The following is a 19,839-nucleotide window of genomic DNA, read 5'->3' as shown; positions in this document are numbered from 1 at the left end:
ATACGATAATTTACTATCATTATTCAGATAGAGATAACTTTAACTTGACGATAGTAATGAAATTCCGTAATCTTTAAAGAAAATAATCAAATTGGTGGGGAAATTGTAATGAAGAATGTGTATTTCAATCATGATGGGAACGTTGATGACTTAGTATCATTATTGCTTTTGTTGCAAATGCCAGATGTTAACTTATTAGGGGTCGGTGTGACAGACGCAGATGGGTATGTTGAGCCTTCTGTTTCAGCATCACGTAAAATTGTTGATTTATTCGGCCATGAAGGTCATCAACCTGTTGATATTGCCAAGTCAAATTCGCGAGCTGTTCATCAGTTTCCAAAGGAGTGGCGATTGAGTTCCTTCTCCTTTGATGATTTTCCTATTTTAAATGAGCATGGTGAACCAAAGACGCCAGTTGCTGCAAAACCAGGTCATTTAGATATGATTGATAAAATTAAATCATCTGATGATAAAGTAACAGTGGTGATGACTGGACCACTTTCAGATTTAGCACGTGCGTTAGAGGTTGATCCAAGTATTACCGAAAACATTGAAAGTGTACATTGGATGGGCGGTGCTTTGAACAGCAAGGGTAACGTTGCTGAACCAGGGGCTGATGACACGATGGAATGGAATGCTTACTGGGATGCGGAAGCGGTAAAAAAAGTTTGGGATTCTGATTTGAAGATTATCATGGTGGGACTTGATAGTACTGATCAAGTGCCATTAACTTCCGAATTACGGATGCGTTGGGCAACACAACGTCAGCACCCTGCCCTAGATTTAATTGGTCAAGGATATTCGTTAGTTCATTCATTTGAAGCAAACTCTATTTATTATTTATGGGATGTTCTGACAACACTTGCTAGTCGTTATCCGGAATTAGTTGAATCAGTGCAAGTAAAGACTGATGTTATCACAACTGGTGCTTCTGAGGGTAGAACCTATCAAACTGATGATGGACGCGAAATTACCTTTGTTACCAGTGTTGATGCAGAGGCCTTTTATGACAAGATTGATGAGTTGGCCAAACTAGGGGATAAAAAGTAATCGATTGTTGAACGATTAGGGGGAGTAACTTGAAATGGATAAACAAGTATTAATGCGTCAAATTGCCAATGGACTGATTGTTTCATGTCAGGCATTGCCAGGTGAACCATTGTATACTGAAAAAGGTGGTGTGATGCCACTGTTGGCACTAGCAGCACAACAAGGTGGTGCAGTTGGTATTCGTGCAAACTCGGTGCGGGATATACGAGAAATTAAGGCTATGGTTAATTTACCTGTTATTGGCATCATTAAGCGTGATTATCCACCAGAAGAGCCGTATATTACGGCGACCATGCAAGAAATTGATGAGTTGATGGCAGTTAAACCTGATGTGATTGCATTTGATGGCACGCTTCGTTTACGGCATGATGGATTAACAGTCAGTGAATTTATTGGACAAATTAAAGCAAAGTATCCGGATCAATTGCTAATGGCTGATATTGCAACTTTTGCGGATGGACTGAATGCATGGCAAGCGGGTGTTGATTTTGTTGGTACAACGCTGGCGGGCTACACCGCAGATAGTGAAAAAATTGATGGTCCAAATTATAAGTTGATTCAACAATTGGTCGACCACGGTATTGATGTGATTGCGGAAGGCAAAATTCATACACCTGAAGAAGCCAAAAAGATTCAAGCAATGGATGTCGCAGGGATTGTTGTTGGTGGTGCAATTACACGACCAAAAGAGATTACGGAACGTTTTGTAAGAGAGCTGCACAAATAGGTACGGAAATAAACAATGACTGGGACATAAAAATGTTCTGGTCTTTTTTATAAGCGTAAAAAATAGACTATCAAATTATTTAAATTTAATAGTCTATTTTGTTAAGCATGCAAATTTTTATGTTGTTTTTTTAAGTTATCAGGTAAAGTTCTATCTAAAAATTATAATTGGTTATCAATTGTTGTCAGGAGAGTCATGTCATCCTTTAAATCAGTATACAATTTTTTGTAGAGTTCAAAATATTTATTATACGTTGCGTGTCGTTCTGGATTTGGTAACACTTTTTCACCAAGAACTTGCCAATTTTTAACTTGATCCAGTGTCAGTGTCTTAGTAGCAAGACCAGCTAATATAACATCTCCTAGATTGGCTTCAGCATCTTCTACAGGTGTACGTACGGCATACCCGGTAACATCAGCGAACATTTGCACCCAATCACTAGAATTTGTGACACCTCCAGCAATGACAATGTAATCACCTAGATTTTGACCAGTTAATTCAATTGAATGACGTAATGCATAAGCAACAGCTTCTTGGAAAGCATGGTAGATATGAGCTTTGCTATGCGATAACGATAATCCAAAAATCAATCCTTTAGCATCTGAATTCCAAATAGGTGCACGTTCTCCCATGAAATATGGTAAGACAACAAGTCCATTACTTCCTGCTGGAATATTTTTAGCTTGTTCCCCTAATGAAACGTAGGCATTTTGACCACCGTTTTTTTGTTCAGCAAATTCAGCTTGTGCAAAATTATCTCTGAACCACTTTGTGATACCCCCAGCCGTTGCTGAACCACTAAAGTTATAGGTTAGGTGTTGGGAGTTGTATGGATATGGCCATACAATTAGTCCCTTATTCTTAATTGGTTTTTCGCTTACTAGGGCTGCGTTCATTGATGTCCCAATTGCTGCAACATATCGTCCAGGCTCTAAAACACCCATACCAACATTGGCTGCACCAACATCCACACCACCAACAATCACGGGTGTATTTGGTAATAAGCCTAATTCCTCAGCAACTTTTTCGGTTATATAACCAGCAATCTCATTAGCTGCAACTAGTTTATTAGGCATCATTGTACGTGGAATATGTAATGCATCAAGCATTTCAGTTGACCAAGTGCTTTGGTTAATATCATAGACACCACCAATATTACCAGCAGCTGAGTAGTTGACAGCCGTTACACCAGTTAAATTCTTCACTATAAATGTATCTGGAGGCAGAAATTCCTTTATACGTTGCCAGTTTTCAGGTTCATTATCCTTGATCCAAAGCATTTTTGTATATCCATAGTAAGGGTCAACCACATCATTTCCAGTGATTTCTGATAATCGATTGAGATCAATATTATCTTTGACCCACGCTACTTGTTTTTCCGCTCGTCTATCCATCCAGATTAGTGTTGGACGGACTTCATTACCTTTGTCATCGACAGGTACACCAGCTCCACCATAAAGGGCAGAAATACCAATTCCTTTAATATCAGCGGCATTTACATCACTTTTTTTAATGACTTGTTTAATAGTTTGTTTTGCTGCTTCAAGCCAAACATGGGCCCATTGTTCAGCCCATAGATTTTTGGGTGTGAGAACATCATATTCAACTAAAGATTGTGCAATAAGTTTTCCTTCAGTACTCATTAACACACTTTTTGCACCAGATGTTCCGACATCAGTTCCAATTAGATAGTTCATATCAATGTCCTTGTAAATAAATTTTAGAAAGCATATTAAGCGGCCTAGGAAATATTTTCTAACTTAATTTGATGCTTACCAAGCAGTAAAGGCGCCATCAATTTGGAAATCAGCCCCAGTTGCAAAACTACTTGTATCTGAAGCTAAGTAGACTGCAATCCCCTGGAGCTCTTCAGGCTTGCCCATACGTTCCATTGGGGCCCAATCATTCCAAATTTTAATTAGTGGCTTTAGCTCTTCTGAGTTTTGTGTTAAAGCTGTTGCCATGTAACCAGGAGAAATTGTGTTTACGCGCACACCTTTCTTTGCCCATTCAATAGCCAGTGACTTTGAAAGTTGAATAACACCAGCCTTTGAAGAATTGTATGATGCTTGTGGTTGAGGGCGGTTGACAATGTGAGCTGACATTGAAGCAGTGTTAATAATTGAACCACCGCCATGTTCGATCATATATTTACCAGCAGCCTGAGAAGTTAGAAATACACCATTTAGGTTTAAGTTGATAACCTTTTGCCACTGCTCAAATGTTGTTTCTGTAGCAGGAGTATTAATAACCATACCAGCATTATTAAACGCAACATCTAATCCACCAAGTTCAGATACAATTGTATCGATCATTGCATTAACACTATCTGGATCTGTAACGTCTGCTTTGACAGCAATAACTTTTTGTCCAGTTGATTCAGCAATCTCTCGAGCTGTCTCTTGGGCTTTTTCTAATTGAATATCAACAATTGCAATATCAGCACCAGCTTCGGCTAAACCTTGTGCCATTGCCTTACCTAATCCTTGCGCACCACCGGTAACATAAATTTTTTTACCGTCTAGGCGTAAGCGATCATTAATCGTAGTCATAATAAACCTCACATAAAATAAAATAATTTGTAAAACACAATGTGACCTTTAATTAAATGTTAATTATGTAAAATCACTTTGCTTAATACACGAATAAGTTTATGACAGCGCTTTCATCTTGTCAACACATTTATATAAAATCATTTTACATAAATGCTTGAATTGCTTATAAAATTCAGTAGTGATAAGCTTTGGTAAAGATATTTTTTTGGAGGAAAATTATGAAAGACCAAGGCATGAAAAGTGTTCAAAAGAATAATTTTGCTGAGACATTTCATTTATTTTATCGGTATGACAGAGTTTCGAAACAAGTCATTTCAGATAACCTAGGCCATAGTTTGCCTACGATTACGAGTAATTTAAAAAAATTATTAAACCGCGAATTGATTGTTAAAGATGGTGAATTTTTAACGCAAAAGACGGGACGACCCGCACAAGCGTATAAGTTAAATGAGAGTGCTTTTACCAGCTTAGGAATGGAACTTTTTGGTAATTACATAACAATAATTAGTTTAAATGCACGGGGAGAATTATCTGCAAAAGAACGCATAGATATTATTTTTGAGAACACGGATACATATTATAAAAAGATTACTGATGAACTTAAGAAGTTTGTGGACTCTAAGAAGCTTGATATTGATCGAATCGTTGGCTTGGGAATTGGTATTCAAGGGTTAGTGTCGGATGATCAAAGACGGGTTGTATATAGTAAAATCTTACCAATGGCAGATTTAACAACAGCGGCTTTTCAAAAATACTTACCATTTCCGGTGACATTTCTACACGATGCTGACGCTGTTGCATTAGCTGAACAACATGCCTCCAAACGAACAGAAGATGCGATATATCTTTCAATTGGGGAGCATTTGGGAACTGCGATGATGGTTGACGGTAAAATATATAATGGTGCACGAGGACGTTCTGGCACGATGGAACATATCACAATTGCGATGGATGATAACCGCTTATGCTATTGTGGGAGACATGGGTGTATTGAAACTTACGTGGCTATTAGTACGCTAATAGATGCATCCAAAGAAACATTAACTAGTTTTTTTGATTTAATTCATTCAGACGATAGTGATGCATTGCGTCGGTGGCATCAATATTTAAATAATGTTGCTGAAGCCATTGTTAATTTACATATGTTTGCTGATTCACCAATAATATTGGCTGGAGAAATAACCAATTATTTAACAGAAAAAACTATTGGTTATTTGGAAAAAAGAATTTCACAAATTAGTGCATTTCCAGAAGAAAAAAATTATTTGGAATTAGGAGAGGTTCACACAAATCCGGTAGCATTCGGGGCAGCATTACCATTAGTTCAACGTTTTGTTGAAGAAATTTAGTACTAAAAAATATATGTAATTTATAAAAATGATTAATAGTTACAAATAAACTTTGTGAAAAAATGGTTGCACATTATTAATTGATTTGCTAGTATACACTGAGTAAGCGCTTTCTTCAGGTGCTTATGGATTTTTAGAAATATTAATCGGGATGATTACTTAAACAGTAATGTCAAGATTTTTTATTTAGCGGCCTAGGAACCTGCACTAAAAATTCACATACTGAGGAAAAATAATGAAAAAATATGTATCATTTGCGCTTGGCGCATTTGGCCACGATGCATTTTATAATACATTGAGCCTATATTTTGTTATGTTTGTTACTAGTCAGTTGTTTACGACTAATGATGCCGCTTTTAATACCCGCATGATTGGATATGTTACATTGTTGATGACTGTTATTCGTATTGCAGAAATCATGTTTGATCCAATGATTGGTGGGGCAGTTGATAATACAAAAACAAAATGGGGTAAATTTAAACCATGGTTATTAGCAGGAACAATTGTGGCGTCGTTAATGTTGGCGTTAATTTTTACTGATTTTGGTGGACTTGCGATTAGTAAACCCCTACTTTACTTGGTTTTGTTTGGTATCGCATTTTTGACCTTAGATGTTTTTTATTCATTTAGTGATATTGCGCTATGGTCAATGTTGCCAGCTTTGTCTATGGATAGTAAAGAGCGTACTAAGTTTGGTACATTCTCACGTTTTGGTTCAACTTTAGGTGCACAAAGTGTCATCATTGTTATTGTTCCGTTAGTTACATTGTTTTCTGGTTGGTTTGGCGCACAGCATGGTGATCAGAACGCGATGGGATGGTTAGGATATGCAATTGTCATTGGCTTATTAGCATCATTTGGTGCCATCTTCTTAGCACGAAATGTAAAAGAAGATAAGAACTTAATTCGTGAAAATGTTGAACATACTCGTTTTAGAGATGTGTTTAAAGTTATTGGATCAAACGACCAATTAATGTGGTTAGCATTAAGTTACTTCTTGTTTGCGTTTAGTTACGTTATTAATAATTCATTACTGTTGTACTACTTCCGTTATGTCCTTGGACATGCTGAAGCATACTCATATATTGGAATTATTACATGTGTATTAGGTGTTATTTCTGTTGCAGCATTCCCAATGTTAGCAGAAAAAATTTCACGTAAGTTTGTTTATATCGGTGGAATTGGGGTCATGTTCATCGGCTTTATTATCTTTACGTTAGCAGGTCAGAATTTATTCTTAGCCTTGTTAGCAGCATCAATTATATTTTTCCCATACCCAATGATTTTCTTGTCAACATTAATGACAATTAGTGATTTGGTTGAATACGGTCAATTGAAAAGCGGTAAACGAAATGAAGCAGTGACTCTTTCTGTTCGTCCGTTGATTGATAAATTAGCAGGAGCGTTCTCAAATGGAATTGTAGGACTTGTTGCAGTTGGAGCAGGAATGACTGGCAATGTGAAACCTAGTGATATTACGTCATCAGGATTATTCCAATTTAAGGCATTTATGTTCTACATACCAATGGTACTCTTAATTATTTCAGCAATTATTTTCTTGCGGAAGGTTACTCTTACTGAAGAAAAACATGCTGATGTGGTTAAAGCACTACGTCAGAAGTTGGGCGATAATTCAGTTGAAGTAGATTAAGCGGGAGATATTGATCATGAAAAAAGATGAACTTACATTAAATCCTGAAGCATTTGCATTAGCTGTTTTAGGTGGAAATTTAAAAGAAGCGAATGAAGAAAATAAAACTTATATTAAGCGACAGTTAACATTATACCTAGAAGCATTGCTAGTAGCCCAAGATTTTAATGGGTTAGAGGAAAGCCAGTTAGAAGCGGTTCGTGAAGCTAAAAAGAATCAGATACTAGAAAAGCTGATTGAGCGTCGGTATAGTTAAAATCATAATCCAATCAATAGATAGCGCAAACTTAAGTCATTTTGGTTTGTGCTTTTTTGTATAAAAATCCGTATAAGACAACAATAGTTGCTAATGCTAGTGACTAAGATAAGAATATTGTATTCTAAATTAAAGTTAAGTTGACCGTATGCAAGAAGGAGGCACTGATGAAAGCATTATTAGTTATTGATTTACAGAATGGTGTTTGTAATGAAGATGGACGTATTTATAATTATGATTCTTTGATTCAAGGTGTGAATGAGCGTATCAAGGCATACAGAAAGACAGCAGATCCTATAATATTTGTGCAGCACAATGATGCAGAACTTGTCAGAAATACGGTACCATGGGAATTAGTTCCTGAGCTAGATGTTTTACCAACGGATTTTTTTGTTCAAAAAACACATCCTAATGCTTTTTTTAATACGGAACTACAATCAATTTTAGAAAATTTAAATGTACAGGAAATTGAAATCTGTGGTGCACAGACAGAATATTGTGTTGATACAACGATTAAAGTAGCTCATGATAGGCACTATCAGTTGAGCATGCATCGTGGGTTAGTAGCCACTAATGATAATGAATTCATGACTGCCGAAGAAACTGGAAAATTTTTTGAAGGCATTTGGAACCATACTTTTTTGAAATTGGGATAAAAGCTGATATCCCAACCTTTTTTACTAAAAACGTCTTAATTATTGAGGCGTACCCAAAAAGTTAAAGTAAAATATTTTAGCTGATTAAGCGGCCATTTGTCGGTATTCTACCGGTGAGTGGCCGTTTAATTTTACTTGAATTCGTGTGTTGTTGTAATACAGTATCCAATTGTTAATTGCGTCAATCAACTCTTTTGCCGATGAATAATTGTTCAATGGGCCAATTTCGACCTTCAATTTATTAAAGAAACTTTCCATAACCGCATTGTCTAGAGCGGTCGCGCGACGCGACATGCTTTGGATGATGCGGTTTTTCTTCAGCGTCTTACGCCATGATCTGTGCCGATATTGCCAACCTTGATCAGTGTGAATGGTTGTTCGATAAGAAAGTTCTGGCATTCGCTCTACGAGCTGATTAAGCGGTTGTAGGGTAAATTCGAGATTCGGACGGGTGCTAATTGAATGTGTAAGAATCTCGTTGTTGTACATATCTAGGATTGGTTCTAAATATACTTTTTCTCCAGTGGCCGGAACTTTAAACTCCGTGACGTCACTAGATAGTTTTTGTAATGGTCGATCAGTCTTGAAACGACGGTGAATCTTGTTCTTCACTCGTTTCCCTTCAGGACCCTTAGATGAATCATACTTACGCGATTGCTTGTTATACCCAACGCCTTTTAACCCCATCTCATGCATGTGTCGTTGGATCTTCTTGTGATTTACCTTTGCGAACTCAGGTTGCTTTCGCAACTCTAAATAAACTCGACGCACACCATAGTGATTATCCGCTTCCCAAATCGTCCTGATAGCCACGCGAAGTGGCTCATCGGGGTCTTCCTTTTTAAACTTTCGTTTCCAGTAGTGTACTGTACTTTCTGCAATCGGAAGAACCTTTAGAATATCTACTAGTTTAAATTGCGCCTCGAGTCGGCAAGCTACTTCTGAGATTTGTCGGTTCGTTGCTGAATCGAGGCTAATAATTTTAACGCTTCATTTTCAATCTTCAATCGAAGAACTTCGTCTTCGAGTTGAGCGAGTTGATTTTCTTGATCCGTCAACGGTTTATCTGACTTAGGCTTCTTGTTAGGCATTTTAGGTTTTCGTCCTTTTTGTATAGACAATAACCCATTTGGCCCAAGTTTGGAATATATCTCTTTCCACTTTACTATTTGAGCGGTGCCTACATAGCCAAATTTAGCTGCAACTTCAGTATTCGAAGCGTTATTTCTGATTGCCCACGAAGCTAATTCAACTCGAAATTTTCCAGTTGGTTTTGGAGGATTAAATAACACGTCAGATCCGTGTGTTTTATACGCCTCTAACAGCATCTTGAAACTCGTATAGTGTATGCCATAACGTTTAGCAACTTCTTGTTTACTTTTGTTCCCTGAAAAATATTCCAGGATTGCCTCAAGTTTTGTTTGTTTTGATATCTTAGTCATAAAGAAAAACCCCGAAAGTTACTTTAACTTTCGGGGTACGCCTCATATAGTCATGAAAGTTTTCTAGCATAAACGCGTTCCAAAAGTCTGAAGCCTCAATGTAACGCAATAATTTACGCAATCCCTGTCCTTCGCTTTGCTACGGCCAAAAATTGCGCAAATCACGTGTCACACTGGCTTCAAAACAACTTTTGTCTCCCTCTCGGGGTCTAATAAATATTTAAATTAAAAATAGCTAAGCTAGTCATTTTCTGAACAGATTTCAAAAAATGACCGCTTAGCTATTTTTATACCAAGATAATTATGATTCAAAATAAATCTCATGGTGCAACGCACACTTTGGATTAAATGCATGGTGGCAGATTGGGCACGAATTTTGTGAATAATCCTGATAATTCATAATATGATGACAAATCCCGCACATGACGGATTTATCTTCAGGGTTAGCAGGCATGAATTCATGTGACATTATTGCATCATGGCACTGGTAACAAGCAAAGTATTGATGACATTGTACGCATTTTAGGGCGACAATATCATTGTTGGTATGGTAATGCAGGCAACGTCCGTCTGGATCCAATTGGATACCCTGTATCGTTGCTTCATTTTTATCTGAAGACAGTTGTTTTGATAACTTCGCCACTTGTAAATGATTTTGTAATACCATTTTCATCCTCAATAATTAAGCCACCATCATTGGCAATTTGCTTTGCTGTACCGGTTATCATTTTATTGCCTAGTTTTAAAGTGACGCGTTTCCCAATGACGTTTGAACGGTGTCGGTACTCTGCTAGAAGTGTGGGAATGTCACCATGTTCATAGGTGTTAATAATGCGGTTAACCAAAGTAACCAGTAGTTGATTACGATCCACTTTAACTTGACTGTTGATACCTTGAGCAATGTCTAATAATTCTTTAGGGAAATTATCAGTCGTTAAATTTAAACCAACACCCATGATAAATGCTGAAGCTGATTTTGATTCTAGCTCAATATTTGCCTCAGTAATAATGCCACCAACTTTTTTATCTTTAATGAATAAATCATTGACCCACTTTAAATCAATCTGTTCATCAGGAAAGAATTGCTCCAAGGTTTGGGCAATCACAACAGCCATACTAGTTGTTAGTAAACCAACTTGTGACCAATCATCTGTCGTATTTGGCAGGATGATCGTGAAGTATAGCCCACTAGTTGCTGGAGAATAGAAGGCGCGGCCACGACGACCATAGCCATTAGATTGAGATTCAGCAGCGAAAATAACTGGTTTTTGGATATGATGGGATGTCAAATATTGCTTTGCCAGATGCTGGGTTGAAGTTACCTCTTGTTCAACAAATACATCATCGACAAGACGATTATCTAAATAATAATGAACAACGTCTTCATCGAGCATTGGTGTTTCAATATATTGATAGCCCAGGTTTTTTCGACTTTCAATTTGATGATTCTTCTTTTTTAAAGCATTGATTGCTTTCCAAATACTTTCCCGACTGATTTGCAAATCTGTTGCTAACTCATCGCCCGAAAGCCATTCACCTTGATGAGCTAGTAACTCGAATAATACTTTTTGTTTGGTTGTTGTCAAAATAATCTCCCTCTAAAAAATCCCTTGTAGAGCGGGAAGTTTTCTTAATCGTCTAGCCAATATAACTGATAGTATTGCTTTAATCATATCACCAGGTAGGAAAGCAATGTTAGAAAGTAGTGCAGTAGTTAATGACATGTGTGATTGAATGGAAAGCCAAATTGAACCAATAACGTCAATAAAAAAGACACCAGCAACAATGACAACAATTAATTCAAGCCACCAAGAAAGTTGGTTATTCTGCTTAAGTAGGTAAAGAATTGCGCCCAAAATTGCTGGTACAAGTAACCAGGCAATTAAGTAACCACCAGTCGGTCCAAGAAAAACAGCAAATCCACCACGCCCGCCAGATAATACAGGTAGTCCAAAAAGTGCTAAGGCTAGGAATAGGGAGATAGATAGTGTGCCGTATTTTGCCCCTAACAATTCGGTTGTTAGTAAAACGCCCATGTTTTGAATGATGATTGGAATGGGGATGAATCCCAAGGGAATTCCAGGAAAAACACCAAGAATAATTAATATGGCGGTCATCATAGCTGCCAGGGTCAGTTTCCGAGTCTGTTGATTTTTCATGTTAATTTTTATATCCGTTCTGATAGATTTGAGAATGATTTTATTATAATCATTAGTAACCCATAAATCAATGACAAGGTTACTAATCAATTAATACGAACAATTGAACGGCTTTTATTTTTTAAGTTAGTGATTTTTATAAAATTAACCGTGATAATTAAAGTAATGTTTGCTATAATTTTATTGATTAAAGGGTAGCAATATTTTTGAGGTGATGATGATTTATAAAACAGTTTTAAAAGGTCGTTATTATACGGCAATTGATCAAAATCAAGTCGATTACCAACCAGATAGTCTAGTTTGTATTGACGATGGTGGGACAATTGCTCGAATTGTTCTGGCAGATGAGGACGATTATACGACAATTATTCATACCGCTGAACAGACTGGCACACTGGTGGCATTAGCTGATGATCAGGTGATATTACCTGGATTTATTGATTTACATGTTCATGCACCGCAGTGGCCAAATGCTGGATTAGCATTGGATCGACCATTATATGAATGGTTGGAAGAATATACTTTTCCATTAGAGGCTAAGTTTAAAGATGCTAAGTATGCACATTTGGTTTACGACAACCTTGTCGAAACTTTATTAGCAAATGGTACAACCACAGCACTTTATTTCGGTTCTGTTGATAATACTGGTAATTTGGAGCTTGTTAAATCTTGCTTGTCACATCATCAGCGTGGTTTTGTTGGTAAGGTCGTCATGGACAATCCAGAACAAACGCCAGATTATTATCGGGATGAATCAGCTGCTGCAGCTTTAGAAGAAACAGAAAACTTTATCTATGAAGTTGAAAAATTAAATAAAGACCAGTCTGTACCAGTAATGCCAGTTATTACGCCTAGATTTTTACCGTCTTGTACTGATGAGGTACTATCTGGACTAGGAAAATTGGCAAACAAATATGATTTACCAATCCAATCACATTGTAGTGAAAGTGATTGGGAAAATGGGTATGCATTAGAAACATATGGTAAACGAGATGCAGCTGTGTTGGATGAATTTGGTTTGTTAACAGATAAATCAATCATGGCACATGGTACTTTATTGAACGATGAGGATATTAAACGATTCAAGGACCGGGGCGTTGGTATTGCGCACTGTCCGATTTCAAATGTGTATTTTGGTAATGCGGTCTTTCCAGCCAAGAAACTACTTAGTGAAGAGGTAAAAGTAGGTTTGGGAACAGACATTTCTGGGGGTTATGATCCTAGTGTCTACCAAAATATTCGCCAAGCAATTATGTCATCACGGATGCTCGATGAAGGCGTAGATAGTGAAATATCACCCGATTTACGTGGTACACATCAGGCAGCGATTACTGCTAAGAATGCATTTTATATGGCAACAATTGGTGGTGCAAAAAGTTTGAATTTGACAACAGGGCAAATTAAACAAGGATATGCAGCGGATTTGCAAATTGTTCATGAAAAGTATCCAACATTTGGTCATCAAGGACCGGAGGATACGTTTGAAAAAATTATGTATCAAACCACAGTATCAGAAATTGATCATGTGATGACGCAAGGTGTTTTTGCTAACTAGGATGTTTCATGTGGAACATAGTGAACTAAAAGGAGAAGAGAAAGTTCATGGCTGAAGAAAAAAGTGGTTTATTAATTGGTGCAAATGACAAGGTACCAGTAGCGGAGGCGGGCTTATTAGGTTTGCAACACGTACTGGCAATGGACGTATATGTGCCACCACTAATTATTGCTGGATTGCTCTCAATGAGTACTGCACAAACGACAGGATTTTTGCAAGTTGCCTTTCTAGCGTGTGGTATTGGGACTTTGTTACAGACGTCTATATTTATGAAAATGCCAATGTCACAAGGACCTTCATATGTACCAATCGGTGCTATTGTGGGTGTGTTTATGGCTAACGGTGCCGCTAATGGCGGTATGTCAGCTGTTATTGGTTCAAGTGCAGTCGCATCAATATTGTTGATTTTGCTAGGACTATCTGGTGTTTATCAAAAGATTGTCAATACATTGATACCATCAATTGTTGGTGGAACGATTATCACTTGCGTAGGACTATCATTATTACCTTCTGCACTGAATGACAATATTTTCAAAGCGAGTGGCAATATTTATCAAAACATTGAATTAGCTGCTATTACGATGGTTGCTTTACTAATTTCGATTGCAATTGGTACGCACTTGCCACAATTACAAAGAGTTTTTAAGATTGGTTCAATCGTCATTGCATTGGTAGTTGGAACGACTGTTGCAAGCTTTATGGGATTGATGGATTGGTCAACGGTTGCAAAAGCTGACTGGTTCAGCTTGCCACAATTCACAGCACTACATTATGGTATCAGCTTTAACTTATCAGCCATTATTACATTTATTATTATCTTTATGGTCTTAACGACTGAAACAACTGGTACTTGGTTTGCAATGAGCGCTGTTACAAAAGAAAATATCACAAACAAGCAGTGGAATCGCGGTGTGATCGGTGAAGGATTAAGTTGTTTAGTTTCTGCACTACTAGGTAGCACACCAATGACAGGTTACTCAACAAATGCAGGAGTTGTTTCAATTACTGGGGTTGCTAGTCGTCGAGTATTTGTTGCTGCAGGAACCTGGTTTGTTATCTTAGGATTTTTCGGAAAGTTATCGGCATTACTGGCTGCAATTCCAGCAGCAGTTATCGGTGGTGTGTTTGCCGTCATCGTTGTTATCATTATGCTAAGTGGTTTGAATGTTATTGGTGATTTGAACATGACAGGAAATAAGGGTTATATTATTGGTGTGCCAATTGTCATGACTTTGGCACTGGTATTCTTGCCAGAAAAGGTAGTCAACGATGCACCACAAATGTTGCAATACTTGTTAGGCTCACCAATTACGGTAGCAGCAATTACCGCTGTTGTCTTGAATTTATTATTATCAACTAAAAAATCAGTTGCTTCAGTATCTACGGCCAATTAAAAAAGCAGAGCGAGATAAAAGTTGTTTTGAAGCCAGTGTGACACGTGATTTGCGCTACATTGAGTCTTCAGACTTTTGGAACGCGTTTATGCTATCAAAATTATAGCCTAATAAAAGTTGGGACATTCTCTTTTGTCTCAACTTTTTTATATGTTTAAATTTCCATTTAAAGTGATATAAGTATAAAAACCGATACCAACGATTTTTCATTGGTATCGGTTTAAAGTAGGGAGTTAATTTTACTGATCAGGCATCATGTATCGAAGGTAGTAAGTGTTATCCTTACCGAAGTAATACATATGACCATCAATATAGTGGTAACCCTGTACCGGTTGTCCATCACTTTCGATGAAGTACTTATGTCCATAAGCGCTCACCCATCTACTTGTTTGACGAACACCATTCTCGAAGTAGTTGTATTTACTATTTAACATGCGGAATCCTGTATAAAGTTGTCCGTCTTCGATCCAGCGCCAACCAACACCTTCAAAGTTAATGTAGCCACTTGGTACTTCTTCGCGAAGGTAGTAGGTACCATCTGATCCAAAGAAGTAGGCGCGACCGCTAATAAATTGGTAACCTTGGACAGCACGTCCATTGCTATCAAGATAATAGGTTAATCCGTAAGCATGTGCCCACTGATTATTTTGACGAACACCATTGTCGAACCAATAATATGAGCCGGCATAGTAACGGACACCAGTATATGGTTTACCGTTTTCTAACCAATTATATCCACCATTTGCAGTTGAAACTTCTGGTGAATAAACGTAACCTGTTCGATTATCTTGTTGTGTATTTGTTTGTTGCGTTGTGCTTGCAGTAGTATCTGCAGAAACAGGTGCTGTCGGTGTAATAGCCAATCCACCTAGGACGGCACCTCCTACTAAGGCTGACACTAATGAAGCTTTACTAATAAATCTGTTTCTCATTTTGTGTTCCTCCTTTGTATATTATTAATTCTAACAAAGAATGACGTTCAATGTTACTAATAAGTATCTTTATCGTGTCAAAAAGGTTACATGAAATAGTCTAGAAAACTGTTAAATCAAACTTAAAAGTGATTTTATTAGAATTTTTATTTTAAGCAATAATTCGTGTATGCAGTGTTTGTTTTTCTGAGTTGACACGGTGTCACTTTTTGTTATACTGAGGATGTAACAAAGTGACACCGTGTCATTTTTAGAAAGTGAGAAATAACGATGGTTTTAAAAACATTTGAAAATTTGGCTGAAGAAAAACAACTTCGTATTCGTCATTCTTTATTGAAAGAATTTTCAACATATCCATTAGCAGAGGCACAAGTGGCTCGAATAGTTGCAGACTCTGGTATTGCGCGAGGTGCATTTTATAAATATTTTACAGATTTAACGGATGCCTATAACTATGTATTGGGTGTCGCACTATATGAAATTCATCGTATGATTCCTGAAACGCCTACAGTTGATAATGTTGAAACTTACATTTCAACTATTGAGGCATTTGTTTTAGAAACAGATAAGACGGGATACAAGGGTCTGATGACACAACATTATCGGTACAATGAAGGATTTTTAGGTAACGAACCAACCAAATTAATGGCGGAAGATAATGGCCCAGAGCAGTGGGCGATTACGGTTCTTTATCATCAAACGATTCGTGACATTATTTTAGATCCGGATACAATGGCTGAGCGAATAACACAATTACGTACAATTTTGACAGGCAAACATTAGAGGGGGTATGGCATGTTCTTAGCTCTGAAAGAGATTAAGAAGGAAAAATTAAGATCAAGTTTAATTGTTGCAATGATTGTTTTAATCGGATATCTGATTTTTATTTTGACAAGTTTGGCTTTGGGATTAGCACGACAAAATACAGACGGTATCAACTCGTGGCACGTTAACCAAATAACTTTAAACGCAAATGCTAATGTAGATATGCGTCAATCATTTCTAACGGCTGATGAAGTTGGTAGTCTCAGTGAGAGAGAAGCTCTAATTGGGCAAACATCAGTCGTAGCTAAAGCAAAAAATCATAAGCAATTATCAGCAGTGTTTATTGGTCTTAAGTCATCGCAGTTCATTTATAAAAATATCAAGCTTGAAAGTGGGCATAATGTTAAAAAGTCACATGATATTGTCGTAGATACATCTTTCAGGACATCAGGTTATAAGTTGGGTGACCAAATTAAGTTGAACGATGACAAACAGAAATATAGAATCGTTGGCTTTACAGAAGATGCTAAATTAAACATTGCACCAATTGTATATGGTCAAATGCAAACATGGAAAAATTTACGCGGTCTGACAGATGGTCCAGTTGCATCAGCAATCGTTTCTCAAGATGCTAAATATGAAAATGATCATCATGGTGTTAAAACCTACACGAAACAGCAAGTTATTGATAAATTACCAGGTTATCAGGCACAAACGGCAACTTTTGTGTTGATGATTGGTTTTCTGATGGTTATTTCTTTGATTATTATTGCCGTCTTTTTGTATATACTAACCATGCAAAAAATTCCAAATTATGCAGTCCTACGAGCACAGGGTGTACCAAGCAAGGTGTTAGTTTGGGCCACAATTTGGCAGTCAGTACTGTTAGTAATTAGTGGCTTAATCATTGCAACAGCCTTAACAACAGTAACAGCACTAGCAATTCCAGCAACCGTACCAATGGCATTTGATGTGCCGGCTCTTAGTGGTGTTGGTCTTGGATTATTGTTGATGGCGCTGATTGGTAGTTTAATTCCAATTAGGTCGGTGCTGCATGTTGATCCAGTTTCTGCGATAGGAGGTTAACCAATGAATTCATTCTCTGTAAAAAACGTTAATCAAATTTATGGTGAAGGTACGGCAAAAGTACATGTACTGCATGATGTGAATTTTGAGGCAGAACCCGGTACGTTGAGCTTGATTATGGGTCCCTCTGGTTCTGGTAAGAGTACATTTTTAACCATTATTGGCGGACTTTTAACGCCAACAAGTGGTCATGTCGAAGTTAATGGTGTGGATTATGCAAATCGTTCAAAAAAGGAACGTGATCAGATGCGACTAGATGCGATTGGCTTCGTGTTACAAACGTATCATCTCTTGCCATATCTAACTGTAGCAGATCAATTTAAACTGGTTGATAAAGTAAAACCAGAGGGGAATTTATCAGCACAAGCTCTTGATGATGTATTGGAAACTTTGGATATTAAGGCACTGATGCATAAATTTCCCAATGAACTTTCAGGCGGACAGCAACAGCGTGTCGCAATTGCACGAGCTTTATACCCAGACCCATCAATTATTCTTGCGGATGAGCCAACAGCGGCCTTAGATAGTGCAAGAGTTACAGTTGTCGCTAAGTTATTAAAGGATTTAGCGATTAAACATCACAAATCTGTTATCGTTGTCACCCATGATACACGCTTAATTAATGCGGCTGATCATGTGTACGAAATGACAGATGGTTATTTGACGAAACAAAGCTAAACAGGTTACTGACTTTTAAAATGAGAAAAATAGTGAATTTTAATTTACTTGCGAATTATATATTACAGTGGTAAACTCATTGTTAATTAAAACAACATTAAAAATATGATGAGAAGAGTAATTGCTACGACGCTTTAACAGAAAGTCTTGGGGATGAGATGAGGCATGGGAAATGGCGATGAAGATGAGCTCTGATAATTTTCACTTTGTTAACGCAATTTGAACGGGTGGAACCGTTATGATTCCAGTGAGGTATTATTTTATTTAGAATAATGTGAACTGGGGTGGTAACGCGAAAATTCGGCCCAAAGGTAAGTAATTATCTTTGGGCCGAATTTTTTTGTTGTTTTAATAAATTAAAAATTTTTTGAGGGGTATATACTATGACCGAAGCAACTGCAAGTAAAATCAAGTTTCCAAATCGCTATGATATTGTTGGTAGTTTTCTAAGAACAGATGAATTAAAAGCAGCACGAGAAAAATTTGAAGCCGGTGAAATTACACAGGCTCGGCTGACAGCAATCCAGTATGAAGAAACCAAGAAGATTGTGGACAAACAAGTTGAACTAGGGTTAAAAGACGTCACTGATGGAGAGTTTAATCGTTCGTGGTGGCATCTCGACTTTTTGTGGGGATTAAATGGTGTGGCAACCTATGACTATCAAGAAAGTTATAAATTCCATGGTAGCAAAACTCGAACTGACAATGTTAAATTAGTTGGCAAGGTCGCTTATAATCCTGATCATCCCTTCTTTGATAGTTTTAAATATCTCGCATCGATTACACCAGATGGGATTACACCTAAACAAACGATTCCTTCTCCTTCAATGCTTTTCCGTGATAACCGCAGTGATAATTGGTCAGAATTCTATGATACTTATGAGGAGTATCTAACAGATTTGGCAAGTGCCTATCATCAAACAATCTTACGTTTTTATGAATTAGGAGCACGTTATGTGCAATTAGATGATACAACATGGGCATTTTTGATTAGTAAGTTACATGAAACAGCAGATAATCCTACGGAACATCAAAAGTATTTGAAAATTGCGCAAGATTCAGTCAAAGTTATCAATGACTTGTTAGCAGATTTGCCAGAAGATTTAACGGTCACTACGCATATTTGTCGTGGAAACTTTAAATCAACATACTTATTCTCAGGTGGATATGATGACGTTGCTGAATATTTAGGACAACTAAATTATGATGGTGTCTTTTTGGAATATGATGATAGTCGTTCAGGATCATTTGCTCCATTGGCTAAGATTTGGCATGGTGATGAGAATAAGCGAATTGTACTTGGTTTAATTACTTCAAAAAAACCAGAATTAGAAAATCAGGACGACATCATTGCTAGAGTTCATGAAGCCGCACAGTTTGTGCCATTAGAGAACCTTGCTTTATCAACGCAATGTGGCTTCGCGTCAACTGAAGAAGGTAATAAATTGACTCAGCAAGAGCAGTGGGATAAGCTAAAATTCGTTATTCAAACGGCTGTAAAAATTTGGCACGACTAATTAATTATTGGCTTGGATAATCTTTAAATAAAATAAAAGTGACTATTTATCGAATTTTTCGATGAGT

General features: G+C 37.3%; 20 protein-coding genes. 12 read left to right on the top strand and 8 right to left on the bottom strand.

Annotation, left to right across the window (positions count from 1 at the left end):
- The first annotated feature begins 108 nt into the window (after positions 1-108).
- The gene (locus ACQ4QH_RS09760; RefSeq protein WP_439818713.1) at positions 109-1,050 is read left to right on the top strand and encodes a nucleoside hydrolase; all 942 of its coding nucleotides are present in this window, start codon (positions 109-111) and stop codon (positions 1,048-1,050) included.
- A 34-nt stretch (positions 1,051-1,084) separates the two neighbouring features.
- Positions 1,085-1,777, top strand: coding sequence for an N-acetylmannosamine-6-phosphate 2-epimerase (locus ACQ4QH_RS09755; protein ID WP_439818712.1), 693 nt, complete (start codon positions 1,085-1,087; stop codon positions 1,775-1,777).
- Between the two features lie 161 nt (positions 1,778-1,938).
- On the opposite strand, the gene ACQ4QH_RS09750 is transcribed toward ACQ4QH_RS09755, so the two are convergent.
- Both ACQ4QH_RS09750 and ACQ4QH_RS09745 read right to left on the bottom strand, forming a co-directional pair.
- Positions 1,939-3,474: an FGGY-family carbohydrate kinase gene (locus ACQ4QH_RS09750; RefSeq protein WP_439818711.1), complete on the bottom strand. Its 1,536-nt coding sequence runs from the start codon at positions 3,472-3,474 to the stop codon at positions 1,939-1,941.
- Between the two features lie 75 nt (positions 3,475-3,549).
- Positions 3,550-4,329: an SDR family oxidoreductase gene (locus ACQ4QH_RS09745; RefSeq protein ID WP_140836687.1), complete on the bottom strand. Its 780-nt coding sequence runs from the start codon at positions 4,327-4,329 to the stop codon at positions 3,550-3,552.
- A gap of 221 nt (positions 4,330-4,550) precedes the next feature.
- Between ACQ4QH_RS09745 and ACQ4QH_RS09740 the strand changes: the two genes are divergently transcribed.
- The 4 genes from ACQ4QH_RS09740 (at position 4,551) to ACQ4QH_RS09725 (ending at position 8,244) form a co-directional block, all read left to right on the top strand.
- Positions 4,551-5,681, top strand: a complete 1,131-nt coding sequence (locus ACQ4QH_RS09740; protein WP_439818710.1) for an ROK family protein — start codon at positions 4,551-4,553, stop codon at positions 5,679-5,681.
- Between the two features lie 235 nt (positions 5,682-5,916).
- The gene (locus ACQ4QH_RS09735) at positions 5,917-7,332 is read left to right on the top strand and encodes a glycoside-pentoside-hexuronide (GPH):cation symporter (RefSeq protein WP_439818709.1); all 1,416 of its coding nucleotides are present in this window, start codon (positions 5,917-5,919) and stop codon (positions 7,330-7,332) included.
- A gap of 10 nt (positions 7,333-7,342) precedes the next feature.
- Positions 7,343-7,588 (top strand): hypothetical protein, encoded by a 246-nt coding sequence (locus ACQ4QH_RS09730; RefSeq protein ID WP_439818708.1) that lies wholly within the window; start codon positions 7,343-7,345, stop codon positions 7,586-7,588.
- Between the two features lie 167 nt (positions 7,589-7,755).
- Positions 7,756-8,244 (top strand): cysteine hydrolase family protein, encoded by a 489-nt coding sequence (locus ACQ4QH_RS09725; protein ID WP_439818707.1) that lies wholly within the window; start codon positions 7,756-7,758, stop codon positions 8,242-8,244.
- Positions 8,245-8,328: 84 nt separating this feature from the next.
- Here the strand turns inward: ACQ4QH_RS09725 and ACQ4QH_RS09720 are convergent, their stop codons facing one another.
- From ACQ4QH_RS09720 to ACQ4QH_RS09700, 5 genes are all read right to left on the bottom strand, one after another.
- The gene (locus ACQ4QH_RS09720; RefSeq protein ID WP_439819497.1) at positions 8,329-9,144 is read right to left on the bottom strand and encodes an IS3 family transposase; all 816 of its coding nucleotides are present in this window, start codon (positions 9,142-9,144) and stop codon (positions 8,329-8,331) included.
- A 35-nt stretch (positions 9,145-9,179) separates the two neighbouring features.
- Positions 9,180-9,686 carry a helix-turn-helix domain-containing protein gene (locus tag ACQ4QH_RS09715; RefSeq protein ID WP_439818706.1) on the bottom strand — a complete coding sequence of 169 codons (507 nt, stop codon included), beginning with the start codon at positions 9,684-9,686 and terminating at the stop codon, positions 9,180-9,182.
- A 301-nt stretch (positions 9,687-9,987) separates the two neighbouring features.
- Positions 9,988-10,353, bottom strand: a complete 366-nt coding sequence (locus ACQ4QH_RS09710; RefSeq protein WP_439818705.1) for a CHY zinc finger protein — start codon at positions 10,351-10,353, stop codon at positions 9,988-9,990.
- Positions 10,295-11,272, bottom strand: a complete 978-nt coding sequence (locus tag ACQ4QH_RS09705; protein ID WP_439818704.1) for a biotin--[acetyl-CoA-carboxylase] ligase — start codon at positions 11,270-11,272, stop codon at positions 10,295-10,297. The genes ACQ4QH_RS09710 and ACQ4QH_RS09705 overlap by 59 nt, the downstream gene beginning before the upstream one ends.
- A 12-nt stretch (positions 11,273-11,284) precedes the next feature.
- The gene (locus tag ACQ4QH_RS09700) at positions 11,285-11,845 is read right to left on the bottom strand and encodes a biotin transporter BioY (protein ID WP_439818703.1); all 561 of its coding nucleotides are present in this window, start codon (positions 11,843-11,845) and stop codon (positions 11,285-11,287) included.
- A 214-nt stretch (positions 11,846-12,059) separates the two neighbouring features.
- On the opposite strand from ACQ4QH_RS09700, the gene guaD reads away from it, so the two are divergent.
- Both guaD and ACQ4QH_RS09690 read left to right on the top strand, forming a co-directional pair.
- The gene (gene guaD, locus ACQ4QH_RS09695; protein WP_439818702.1) at positions 12,060-13,400 is read left to right on the top strand and encodes a guanine deaminase; all 1,341 of its coding nucleotides are present in this window, start codon (positions 12,060-12,062) and stop codon (positions 13,398-13,400) included.
- A gap of 47 nt (positions 13,401-13,447) precedes the next feature.
- Positions 13,448-14,794: a uracil-xanthine permease family protein gene (locus tag ACQ4QH_RS09690; RefSeq protein WP_439818701.1), complete on the top strand. Its 1,347-nt coding sequence runs from the start codon at positions 13,448-13,450 to the stop codon at positions 14,792-14,794.
- Positions 14,795-15,033: 239 nt separating this feature from the next.
- Here ACQ4QH_RS09690 and ACQ4QH_RS09685 read toward each other — a convergent pair whose 3' ends face one another.
- Positions 15,034-15,726 carry a 1,4-beta-N-acetylmuramidase gene (locus tag ACQ4QH_RS09685; protein ID WP_439818700.1) on the bottom strand — a complete coding sequence of 231 codons (693 nt, stop codon included), beginning with the start codon at positions 15,724-15,726 and terminating at the stop codon, positions 15,034-15,036.
- Between the two features lie 270 nt (positions 15,727-15,996).
- Here ACQ4QH_RS09685 and ACQ4QH_RS09680 point away from each other — a divergent pair, with 270 nt between their 5' ends.
- From ACQ4QH_RS09680 to ACQ4QH_RS09665, 4 genes are all read left to right on the top strand, one after another.
- Entirely contained in the window at positions 15,997-16,509 is a 513-nt protein-coding gene (locus ACQ4QH_RS09680) for a TetR/AcrR family transcriptional regulator (RefSeq protein WP_439818699.1), read from the top strand.
- 12 nt (positions 16,510-16,521) lie between these two features.
- Positions 16,522-17,577, top strand: a complete 1,056-nt coding sequence (locus ACQ4QH_RS09675) for an ABC transporter permease (RefSeq protein ID WP_439818698.1) — start codon at positions 16,522-16,524, stop codon at positions 17,575-17,577.
- 3 nt (positions 17,578-17,580) lie between these two features.
- A complete protein-coding gene (locus ACQ4QH_RS09670; protein ID WP_439818697.1) occupies positions 17,581-18,255 on the top strand; it encodes an ABC transporter ATP-binding protein in 675 nt (224 codons plus the stop codon).
- Between the two features lie 383 nt (positions 18,256-18,638).
- Positions 18,639-19,772 carry a vitamin B12 independent methionine synthase gene (locus ACQ4QH_RS09665; RefSeq protein WP_439818696.1) on the top strand — a complete coding sequence of 378 codons (1,134 nt, stop codon included), beginning with the start codon at positions 18,639-18,641 and terminating at the stop codon, positions 19,770-19,772.
- Positions 19,773-19,839: the final 67 nt, after the last annotated feature.

This window comes from Weissella paramesenteroides (genome assembly GCF_051903945.1).
Lineage (GTDB): Bacteria > Bacillota > Bacilli > Lactobacillales > Lactobacillaceae > Weissella > Weissella paramesenteroides_A.
The sequence above is the reverse complement of the archived record's forward strand: the minus strand, read 5'-3'. Positions and strand labels throughout refer to the sequence as shown.